The following is a 10,255-nucleotide window of genomic DNA, read 5'->3' as shown; positions in this document are numbered from 1 at the left end:
TGCGTCCGGCCTTCACCAGCTCGACCAGTTGCGCCCGAAATTCCGCCGGGTACGGGGTACGATGCTTGGCCATAATCGGCACCTCCTTCTCCAAAGGATAGATGTCCGTTTTTGCGGGTCAATCTCAGATGTTAAATCAACCGGGCACGGGACGAGTTTCAGCGTCTGTATCCCGAGTTCGCTTTCGATTTCAGGTTAGCCTGTTTATCGCTAGGCGCTTGAGGACAGCTCGGCGGACGGATGACCGCCCCTCATGCGAAAGTAGCCATCGTGGTGACACGAGTTCGGACGGCGGTTGGGGGTAAGTAGCCGCCAGATCTGTCCGACGCCCAAGCACTTGGCCTTTCCTCTCACGCCATACATCGAGGCAGAAATCATAGACGCCGCCCGGTGATGCCGGCGCCCTTGTTTTGCGCTAGCTGTCGGACTTTTTTCACTATCTCGCGCTTCCGGGGCGACTGTTGGATCGGGTGTTGGATGGAAACCCCGGAATATTTCCGAAATCCCTGAAAATACCCACTCACCAAGGTTCGAGACCGGAGCCCGTCTTTGCAGCAGCGACGCCATCGAAACGGGCGACCGGGTGTTCATTCACGCTCGCGTCCCTATCGAACCGGCGGCGAGCTTCTTGTCGACTACGCTCTATCAGTCGACGAGGCAGCCGCCGACGACACCCAGATGCTGTACGCAATGTCATTGCCGCGCGTCGGGATGCCGTCGAACTATGCTGGGCAGCAATGCTGCGTCGGCATGTCCTGCTGCAACGCAGACAGTCCGATGCGCGAATTCTCCGGCGTCTGATACAGACACAGCGCGCGCTGATATCTGAACATCGCGCCTTGGCGGCATAGATGGGTGCCCGATTGCGATCGTTTTCGCATTGCAGATCGATGCGCGGCCAAGGCCAAGGTAGATTCGTTGAACCCACCCATGCTCATCGTTGCGGTCCCGAAGCTCGCTTCCGGCTCGTATACCGTCCCTATATGGGCAGGCTGGCATCCGATGCGAACATTGCCTCTCGTCTATAATTCACCAGCCAAAACATCAACGATCGCACGGAGCCACATTTTATGGGTCAACCCCGCGGACGATTTGCGGGACCTCGGGACAGCGGACAACGCCAACCTCGCCACGCGAAAAACTCTCCGTCCAACCGGCCGGGACAACCATACTTGAAGGCGCCTCCTCGAGACTCCACTCAGACTGCGTCAATCTTCAAAACACGGTCGTTCCAGTTTCTCGTCGATGCGGTGGGTGCAGAGAATATCGCGCTCGGACTCGACTCGAACATGACGCGAGTTGCTGAATTGATGAAGGGTGAAAGATTCACGCCCGAGACCGCTTTTCATATGGAAACCACGCTTGGACTGCCGCATGGTTTCTTTGACCAGCCCCATCCTGCCCTCGCGCCCGAAACCATCGCCCGTCTGAAGTCACCGCTCGACTTTATCAAAACAGACAGCGAGCCCGAGGTTGCGTCTCAAACGCGCATACCGGCTTCCGCCCCGAACGGCGGCCAACAATCCATTCTTGCAGACAACCTGTCCGAGGAAACGGAAATGCCAAAGAAAGCAACGGGCGTGTCGCCAGTGACCGTCAAAAAGAGTCGAGGCCAGTTGACCAGACCGACAGGCGCCCATGCGGCAGGAAAACGCTCATCATCGAAACCCAGAGCCTCTTCTCAAGCGCCCCGGCAGCAACCGCTGGCGTTAAACGACAGCGCCACGCTTGAAAACATTCGACGGCAGAACCTCCAGGTTCTCACGGGTCGCAACGGCTCCAAGGCGCGCCTCGGTGTCGTCATGTCGATGACTAAGTCCAATACCGCCCATCGGCTATATGGCAAGAAGCGCATGGACGATGCCGAGGCGAACCGTTTCACGGAGCGTCTTGGTTTGCCGACTGGCTGGCTGGACACACCGCGCTCGGAAATGGAAATTCCCGAGTCGGTGTTACGTTTGCTGACCCCTGCTTCGCGCAGTCGGGGATCCGTTGCACAACAGGAGTCGGTCGAGCCTGCGACGAAGAAAGGTGCGCCAGGCAAACCCGCATATCCGAAGGCGCACACGCGACGCGCGCGGACGGGCGTCCCGGTCGAGCCGGAAAATGTCTCGCCAGCTTCAGCGGACGTCGCAGATGAGAACACGGCAATCGTCGTCGGTCCGCATGATCATATAAGCGATGCGCATGCCGAGGCCGCCGGTCCCTCTTCTGAAGGAAATGACGGCGAGCTGCCTACAGTCATATCGGCAACCCCTGAGGCACTTGAGCCCGCCGCAATCTCCCAGCAAAACCTCGTCCCACTCCCCGCTTCGGTCACCAGCCTGGAAAATCTCCACGGCATCGCGCCAATCGCGGAAGCATTGATCAAGACGTTGGCAGGAAAGGCGCGCACAGGACGGCTGGACGAATTGGAGGCTCTGGAACTTTTGCAGCAGGCAGTCCTGTTGTGAGTCGGCGCTAGCGGACGATGACCCACTGTCCCGCGGAGCCCGACGCGCATCGGGCCCGCCCTGACCCAGAGGTATCGGACCGCAACTATCCGGTCGACAATTGACTGCTCAAGCCCCCCTTCGAAACGGCACAAGCCTCCAATGCACGCGTCAGCGCCTTAATCGTCGAGAAATGGTCGTAGCTTGGCGGTGCGGTTCGGATGCGTCAGTTTTCGCATCGCCTTGCTTTCGATCTGCCGGATCCGTTCGCGCGTCAAGTCAAACTGTTTGCCCAGTTCCTCAAGCGTACAGTCAGATGCGGTATCGATCCCGAAACGCATCCGCAACACCTTCGCTTCACGCGGCGACAATGCGTCGAGCGCCGTATTGATCGCGGCGCGCAGATTCGCCTGCACGGCCGCATCGGCGGGCGACGTCGCCGTCGGATCTTCGATCATATCGCCAAGTGTCGCATCAGCATCGTCACCCACTGGCGTCTCAAGCGATAAGGGCTGCCTCCCAATCTTCAACATGGCGCGAACCTTCTCTTCCGATAATTCCATGTGCTGCGCCAACACCGCAGGATGAGCCTCGCGTCCGGTTTGTTGCAGGATCTCACGGGAAATCCGGTTCAGCTTGTTGATCGACTCCATCATGTGAACAGGAATCCGGATCGTGCGAGCCTGATCCGCAAGCGAACGCGTGACTGCCTGCCGCACCCACCAGGTCGCATAAGTTGAAAATTTCCAGCCGCGTCGGTATTCGAATTTGTCGACGGCTTTCATCAGGCCGATATTTCCTTCCTGGATGAGATCCAGGAGGTGCATGCCGCGGTTCACATATTTTTTCGCAATGGAGATTACGAGGCGCAGGTTGGCCTCGATCATCTCGCGCTTTGCCTGCCGCATCTTCGACTCCGCCGCCATCATCTGCCGGTTGATCTTCTTCAACTGCTGCAACGGCAGTCCGACCTTCGTTTCGATATCGAGAAGCTTCCGCTGTTCAGCCTGAATCGCCGGCAGACTACGTTCGAGGGCGGCGCCGTACTCGCGCGACGCTGCCGCCGTGCTTTCAGTCCACGCGAGATCAGTTTCGCGTCCCGGAAACGACTCGACGAACTTCTCGCGCGGCATGCCGCATCGATCAACAGCAATTTGCAGAATATGGCGCTCGACTGCGCGCACCTGTGCGACCTGCTGTTGCACATCGTTACATAGCCGATCGATCGTTCGCGCCGTGAAGCGAATGGGCGCCAACTCGCGCTGGATCGCTTCACGCAGGTCCGCGCCAGCTCCCCGCCCCATACCCTGCACAGCATGGGAACCAGAAATCTGCTCGAACAGCTCGCGCACCCGGGCAAAAATAACGAGGCTGTCGCTCGTGAGCTGTTTCAGGCGCGCTTCGTTCGCCCTCGCCGTGTCCCGGTCTTCAATCTCGCTGTGCTTATCGCCGTCGTCGTCATCGTCAGCTGTGGCCTGCTCGGTGTGCGGCGCTTCAGCGAAATCCGTCGACGACTGTTCGACCGATTCGGTTTCCTCATTGATTCCGTCAATCAGTTCGTCGATGCGCAGTTCACCGGCTTCAATCTGCTTCGCGCTCAGAAGGAGCGCGGAGACGGTAACCGGGCACGCAGCAATCGTCCGGATCATTTCCTGGAGGCCGCCTTCGATTCGCTTCGCAATCTCGATCTCACCCGCGCGAGTCAACAATCCGGTCGCGCCCATTTCACGCATATACATGCGGAAGGGATCGGTCGTACGCCCGAATTCCGAATCGACGGTGTAAAGCGCCACTTCCGCCTCCTCGTCGGCCTGGTCATCCAACATGGTTGCCGGCGCCGCATCGTTCATAAGCAGCACCTCCGCTGAAGGCGCCTGTTCGTAGACCGCGACGCCCATGTCATTGAAGGTGCTGACAATGGTTTCAATGGCAGCGGTCTGCGCGAAGTTGTCCGGCAGGTGATCGTTGATTTCGGCATGAGTCAGGTAGCCGCGCTTCTTTCCGAGCTGAATGAGTGCGCGCATCTGACGCTGCTGCTCTTCGTCCGGCGACACTGTATCCACCGGCAGCAGGCCTGCGGTTGCCTTGCTCTTCGATGCGCGCCGGGCCGACGCTTTCGGCGCTGATGCAGCTGTATCTGGACCTGAATTGCACGGATCAACCTTTGCCATACATTCTCCTGAAGGGGTTTGCCCGGCGATCGCGAAACCAGCGGTTGCCGGCTGCGGGGCAGGCACGAGATGAAGGATCGCAACGGGCAATGAACACGGCCCGCAGAACCAGCGTGCGATAGGGAAGCGCAAAACGCGGCGCACGAGGAGGAAAGGCTAGCAATGTAACACCATCTGCTGCACCGCACCAATCCCGCGAATTGTTCGGCTGGCACGGACCGCGATCAAATGAGGACCCGGCGGACCTGCCTGAGGTAGGCTAATGCCGGAAAGCGCGCGATCGAGCACCACGGGCATCTCCCGGTTGCCCCGCGTATGACTTACCCGGCGCTTCGATTATGATATCCATCCGACGATCTTGAGCATCTGCGGAACTGGCGATGAAGCCGATCAAATTGCGAGTATCGCGCGACGAAGCGGGCAACCTGCTGGACGATTTGACTGCATGGGCGAGCACCAGCGGCATTGACCTAGGGCTTTCCACCTTCAGTACGCCCCATACCTTGTCGAGCACGAATTCGCCCGTTGTCTATCATGTCTATGTGGGCGAGAGCTTTTTCGAGCAGTTCCCGGAGTGGCGCATGTTCATCGAGCAGTAACCGGCCACCCCGGCTATGCAAAACCGGCGACAACGCCCAAAGATTTAGAGACAACTTCGTGTAAGTCGCAATCTTTTCAATTCATTTGACGACAGCGGCCAGCAAAGTGGGAACACCGCAGCGGCGTTTGCGCCGCGCTTCGATATCGGCAGCGGCCGGCCGTTCAACACGGAAGTCGATGCCTTGACGGGCGAATTCAGCGCGGCGCGCCGAGTCGTTGACCGCATATGCAGCGTCCGTTCTATCCGGCAAGCGGCCGGTTCAGCTCAAAACGAACAACTGGTTGCGGAGTAGCGTCGTGTGCTGCGCGCTTCGCGGCGTCGTAAGCCGACATCATCCAGCCCTAGAAGCGGTGCCGGATGCCCGTGCCGACGAGCAACTGGTTTTGACTGCTTGACGGATCGTTGGTGTTGATCACGGTAGGCGCGCCCAATGACGCGTGCTGATAGATCGTTTCCGCGTACACGTCCGTACGCTTCGACAGTTGATAGACGGCCTGCAGCGCGCCCTGGTGCCAATGCGCCGAAGAAGCGTCGGAGAACACGTACATACCCGCTAGCGAGAGGGCGGGCGAAGCTTGCCAGACCGCGCTGATCTCGTAGTTACTGAACCCGATCGACGGCAAAACGCTGCCGCTGTCCGCATCGGCAACGCCTGTGTAGATCGAACGCGACCACGCCCCTGCCAGAGTCACATCGCCGAGCGCATAACTCGCGCCGGCGGCGACCGCATCCTGCTTTTGCACACTGGCGTCGATCACTGTCTGACCGCTGCCGGGCAATGCCGATGGCGAGTAGGCACCGACCTCGTTGAGGCCGCGTCCGTTGTTGTGCATCCATGCGACACCGGCATTGAATGGGCCATTGCCGTAGTTCGCAGCAATGCCGTATGCACGGTTCTGCGCGAACCGGCCTGCAGTGTTGGAGAATGCATACATGCCGCCGAAGCTGAACCCGTTCAGAGAGGCGCTTGCATATTTGACGGAGTTCGCGGCGAGGTAGGAGTTGTTGGCATTGTCGTTGTCAAACGGATGCGCGAGCGCGGTACCGCCGGTTCCCCCTGTCAGCGTGAACGGCGCGAAATAGTCGTGAATCAGGTCGTATTGGTGGCCGAGGGTCAGCGTCCCGAGGGTCTCGGATTGAAGTCCCACGTACATCGGATGATCGTTGAATCCTTCGCCCGAGGTCACCGAGTAGCCACGCTCCATGCGAAAAAGTGCTCGGGCTCCGCCGCCCAGATCTTCGGCACCTTGCAACCCCCAGAAACTGCCATCTATCAATCCCGACGTCGCGCGATATTGCGCATGTCCATCCACGTTGCTGACGTAGGCGAGGCCCGCATCGAGTGCACCGTATAACGTGACGCTTTGGGCTGAGCAGGTAGAACTGAGGGGCGCTAGCAATGCGCCGGCCAACGAGCAGTAGTGAAGTTGGTTCATGATCAAATCGAAGGAGTAGTGGGGCGGAAAATACCGAACACACCAATGCGCTCAAGGCACACGGGTGCCACGCGAGATTGCCGGTAAAGTGCCGACGGATCGAAGCCAGTCAGATCGGCAGATCGATTGACGGAGGGATCCGGATGATGTTGCCAGCCGCAAAGGCTGGCGCAAGGAGGTGACTGTGACGTTCATGTGCGGCTCCGTGGGGTTTCGCACCCCGGTTTGTCCGATACAGGAACGAAAAGAGATCTGACTCCTGCCACAGGCAGGAGAATGCCAGGACAGACACAGTGACGCGACCGCGCTGCCCCCTTTTCGCTCGATGGAAAAATGTAGTTATCATTTGGTCACTAACGGCGATGCACACTGTCGACGGAACAACAGAAGACTCGCGGGATCCCAAGTTTCGGTGATCGTAGTGCCTGCCGTTGGATATGACAATCAAGCACTGACCAGCGAGGATTCCCGCGCTCCAACGGAATGGCCGATGAGCCGCTGTGATGTGCCGCGGCAGCAGTTGAGAACGACTATTCCACTCGAATATCCCCACCTTTGCAACGCAGGCTACTCGATCGGCAGTTGAGGGGCGAGATCGTGTGGAAACTCCCTTTTTCACGGTTAATGCTGAACAGCAACTGGCCGGCTCTTCGTCATTGCCTGCATTCCTCTATGTTGCAAACTGCCATGTAGATATGCATCACAAAAACGCGCAATAAGACATTCAATGCTACGTTTTTCTGCGGAAAGTGACCACTGCTTAGGTGATAACAATGGCCTATTTTTCGAATAGACTGCATTTTCTGATCCCCAATAAATCGCTGTCGTAATTTATACCTCAATAGCAGGGGCGATATCAAATAAAGACAATTTATGCCTTTAGGAAAATCTTTGATGGGGATCTCAAGCCCCCCCGACTTCACAAGCGTTATGAATGGTATGCGAGAGTCGTGTAGTAGGGGCCGTTTTCCGCCGCCCGGAAGCATCGCGAAGAGGTGCGTGAGCAATTCAGACAGCCGGATACTGAGAGCGGCAGGAGCCTAAGCCAGCAATTAGTGCAGGCAATGGAACCTCGAAGATCATGGAAAAGGACCGCCAAGACTGCAAAGACGTGGATGCGGGACGTACGGATACCTTTGGTTTTCCTCATGCCTCGAACGACAAGCTCGCGCCACGATCTCTCAGCACCGACCTCCATGATGAGCAGCATCGGCATCAATATATTTGATGCCCCTTCCTTCTAGTGATTGCGCAGAGAATTTCGTAAGATACGTAACGTGCGGCGGCCAGTGCGGCGAGGGCAAATAAATTACGGTGTATTAACGTGTTCCAATATGGAGTGCCTATGAAAAATATGAAGCGAGTGCTATGTGGTGGCCTGCTGTCCGTTGCTCTAATGGGGGTGGCGGCGCAGGCTACTGAGGTTCCGATCCAAATGTACTCAATTCCAAGTCCTGCGGACCCTTTCGATACTTCTACCTACTACTGCGGGCCCAGCGGGGAAAATGGGCATGGGAGTCACGCCGCGGAGCAAAGCGACTGGTCATTGAGCTTCGCATAATGCCTACGAGAAACTAGGCAATGACAAAATGAAATTCCACATTCATCAGCGGCGCGAGGTGAAATGTGGCATTGGCCGATGTCCGAAGCGAAGGTGCGCTGGCCAAACTGACTCACCAAGTCGATGTTTATCTTAGCGAGATTGCTGAGGCTGGAGCCAGCAGTCCTCGGCGGACGTGTTCTGCACGACCCGCGCATTTACGCAGTGCTTCTATCGAGTTGGCTCATAACAATCCGCGGAATGTTGAACATTCAGGCTTCCGGTGGAAATCGGGGTGTAGGAATTGCAGGGACTTACTGGCAAGTTTCTGGTTCCTCGAGGACTACCGGGGAACGCAGTGCGGATTTTGAGGAAGAAATATTTCTCGTCGCGCTACCCGTAAGCGCGACGTTTAATGACCTTGATGGTGTTGTTGATGTCCTCGACAACGCTGGTATTGAACGGACGCCGGCAACGGGCCGCCAAGCCCTGCCAATAGCCTTGCAGACGCTGGGCGAACAATGTCAGAGCGGCAATCCCGCTTTGCCGGGCTTGCTTGAACCACCGCTCGTAGGCCTTTTGTGCCGAGGCGGGTTTGCGGCAGAAGCACAGCTGTTTCAGTTCGTCGCGCAGTGCGTAGACGCATAACAGCACCGGGCCTCAGGACCTTTGATTTTTTGAATCTTTTCGGACCCAACCGCCATTTTTTGCACCAAAGGTATGTTTCCCCCGAACGGGGGTGCTGGAGCGCTGTGCCTACCTTCGTCGTCAAGGTAAGCCGCTGCGTGGGGACTAAATGCAACAACGCCGATAAAAGTGGCAAAAATCCGTGTCCCTGAGGAGCGAGACATGCAGACGAACCCGAACGAACTGGTCTGCTGAACCTAGGCCCCCGAGATGGGCCCCGACGCCGCCCCGGCCGGCATGGTGCCGACGAAGGCGAGCCGGAGGCCTGAAATGGGCCTCGCGAACCACCACTTTCCCCGATCCCGACATCCCTGAGAGGACTCGATCCCTGATGAAAACCTTACCACTGCAAAAGCGTGTGGCATCCCTCGCAATGGGCATCGCCACGACCTTCGCATCCTCGGTCGCCACGGCGCAAACCCCGGACGTCGTGCAGCCTCGCAATCCCGACCGCGCCGTCCTGCCGGTCATCTCTGGCTCGAAGGTCAGCGTTCCCTCTGGATCATGCAGCGTAGGGGCGGTGTTGGTGCCAAAGAGCATCCTCCACAGACTGACGCCTTACCAACGTGCCACACGATGGCTCGTGCTTGCCAAGCACTGCGCGCCGATGTACGCGACCATCCAGGTGGGTACCGTTGCCATCGGCAACGTCGTGTGGCAGTCGGCTACCTCGGACATCGAGCTTGTGCGGGTATCGCCCAAGCCGAATCCGAGGTCCTTGCAATGCGCCTCCACCTCTCACAGCGCAGCCTTCTGCAGCCCGGTCCAGACTTATACGCCCCTTGCGAATAACCAGGTCTTCATGCCGCGCGCCGGGCAGGAAGCGCGCCTTGCTGTTACCGGGTGGTCGGACGCGCCGTATGAACGGTTCTGCACAAGCGGTTGGCGCACCGGAGTCCGCTGCGTGTGGCAAGGCATGTCTGAGGGTGACCCGGTTCGACGGACAGATCTGCAGTTGAGTTTAATGCGGTGTGGCACCTCCCGATAAGATCAAATTGCGGGTTGTCCACGGCCGGGCGGCGGGTCGCCTGTCACGACCACGACGCTGCCCGGCGGTGGGCAACCCGCGCGACGATAAACTTTGATCTTGCGCATGCAGGTTTTCGAATTCGAGCGGCGAACAGTAGCCAATGCTGCTGTGGAGGCGGCGGATGTTGTACCAGCTCTCCAGAAATGAGAACAGACGCCGCCTTGCCTGTTCGTGGGTCGCGAAGTGTTCGCGACAGAGCAGTTCGGCTTCGAGCGTGCCGAAGAACGACTCGTGTCACGGATCGGCGTAATCGAGCCGGGGATGATCGGCGTAATGAGGCCACCTGGAATGGCCCCGAAACGCGATTTCGAAGGGACTCAAGAATGCGTTTTTTTGCCTGATTTTGCAACCGCGTTTT

General features: G+C 58.2%; 8 protein-coding genes and 1 pseudogene. 5 read left to right on the top strand and 4 right to left on the bottom strand.

The annotated features are described in order from the left end of the window. Window positions 1-1,172 precede the first annotated feature (1,172 nt). On the top strand, window positions 1,173-2,453 hold the full coding sequence (locus AB3X86_RS36945; RefSeq protein WP_368587696.1) for a hypothetical protein: 1,281 nt from the start codon (window positions 1,173-1,175) through the stop codon (window positions 2,451-2,453). A gap of 158 nt (window positions 2,454-2,611) precedes the next feature. Here the strand turns inward: AB3X86_RS36945 and rpoD are convergent, their stop codons facing one another. Next, on the bottom strand, window positions 2,612-4,603 hold the full coding sequence (gene rpoD / locus AB3X86_RS36940; protein WP_368587697.1) for an RNA polymerase sigma factor RpoD: 1,992 nt from the start codon (window positions 4,601-4,603) through the stop codon (window positions 2,612-2,614). Between the two features lie 380 nt (window positions 4,604-4,983). On the opposite strand from rpoD, the gene AB3X86_RS36935 reads away from it, so the two are divergent. Next, entirely contained in the window at window positions 4,984-5,202 is a 219-nt protein-coding gene (locus AB3X86_RS36935) for a hypothetical protein (RefSeq protein ID WP_018436460.1), read from the top strand. A gap of 343 nt (window positions 5,203-5,545) precedes the next feature. On the opposite strand, the gene AB3X86_RS36930 is transcribed toward AB3X86_RS36935, so the two are convergent. Then, the gene (locus AB3X86_RS36930; protein ID WP_368599754.1) at window positions 5,546-6,640 is read right to left on the bottom strand and encodes a porin; all 1,095 of its coding nucleotides are present in this window, start codon (window positions 6,638-6,640) and stop codon (window positions 5,546-5,548) included. Between the two features lie 1,081 nt (window positions 6,641-7,721). Here AB3X86_RS36930 and AB3X86_RS36925 point away from each other — a divergent pair. Then, on the top strand, window positions 7,722-7,868 hold the full coding sequence (locus AB3X86_RS36925; protein ID WP_157646454.1) for a hypothetical protein: 147 nt from the start codon (window positions 7,722-7,724) through the stop codon (window positions 7,866-7,868). A gap of 705 nt (window positions 7,869-8,573) precedes the next feature. Here AB3X86_RS36925 and AB3X86_RS36920 read toward each other — a convergent pair. Continuing rightward, window positions 8,574-8,831, bottom strand: a pseudogene (locus tag AB3X86_RS36920) (transposase); the annotation flags it as partial. A gap of 367 nt (window positions 8,832-9,198) precedes the next feature. On the opposite strand from AB3X86_RS36920, the gene AB3X86_RS36915 reads away from it, so the two are divergent. Next, window positions 9,199-9,855, top strand: a complete 657-nt coding sequence (locus AB3X86_RS36915; RefSeq protein ID WP_368599753.1) for a hypothetical protein — start codon at window positions 9,199-9,201, stop codon at window positions 9,853-9,855. Here the strand turns inward: AB3X86_RS36915 and AB3X86_RS36910 are convergent. Continuing rightward, entirely contained in the window at window positions 9,829-10,098 is a 270-nt protein-coding gene (locus tag AB3X86_RS36910; protein ID WP_368599755.1) for an IS3 family transposase, read from the bottom strand. The two genes, AB3X86_RS36915 and AB3X86_RS36910, sit on opposite strands and share 27 nt — an antisense overlap. Between AB3X86_RS36910 and AB3X86_RS36905 the strand changes: the two genes are divergently transcribed. After that, the coding region (locus tag AB3X86_RS36905; protein WP_368599752.1) for a hypothetical protein at window positions 10,069-10,255 on the top strand (187 nt) is incomplete at its 3' end. The genes AB3X86_RS36910 and AB3X86_RS36905 overlap by 30 nt on opposite strands.

It is taken from the genome of Paraburkholderia sp. BR14374, from assembly GCF_040948685.1.
GTDB lineage: Bacteria > Pseudomonadota > Gammaproteobacteria > Burkholderiales > Burkholderiaceae > Paraburkholderia > Paraburkholderia youngii.
The sequence above is the reverse complement of the archived record's forward strand: the minus strand, read 5'-3'. Positions and strand labels throughout refer to the sequence as shown.

Coding starts and splice junctions, on each gene's coding strand:
- AB3X86_RS36915 (WP_368599753.1), top strand. CDS start 9,199: ATGAAAACCTTACCACTGCAAAAGCGTGTGGCATCCCTCGCAATGGGC.
- AB3X86_RS36925 (WP_157646454.1), top strand. CDS start 7,722: ATGGAAAAGGACCGCCAAGACTGCAAAGACGTGGATGCGGGACGTACG.
- rpoD (WP_368587697.1), bottom strand. CDS start 4,603: ATGGCAAAGGTTGATCCGTGCAATTCAGGTCCAGATACAGCTGCATCA.
- AB3X86_RS36935 (WP_018436460.1), top strand. CDS start 4,984: ATGAAGCCGATCAAATTGCGAGTATCGCGCGACGAAGCGGGCAACCTG.
- AB3X86_RS36930 (WP_368599754.1), bottom strand. CDS start 6,640: ATGAACCAACTTCACTACTGCTCGTTGGCCGGCGCATTGCTAGCGCCC.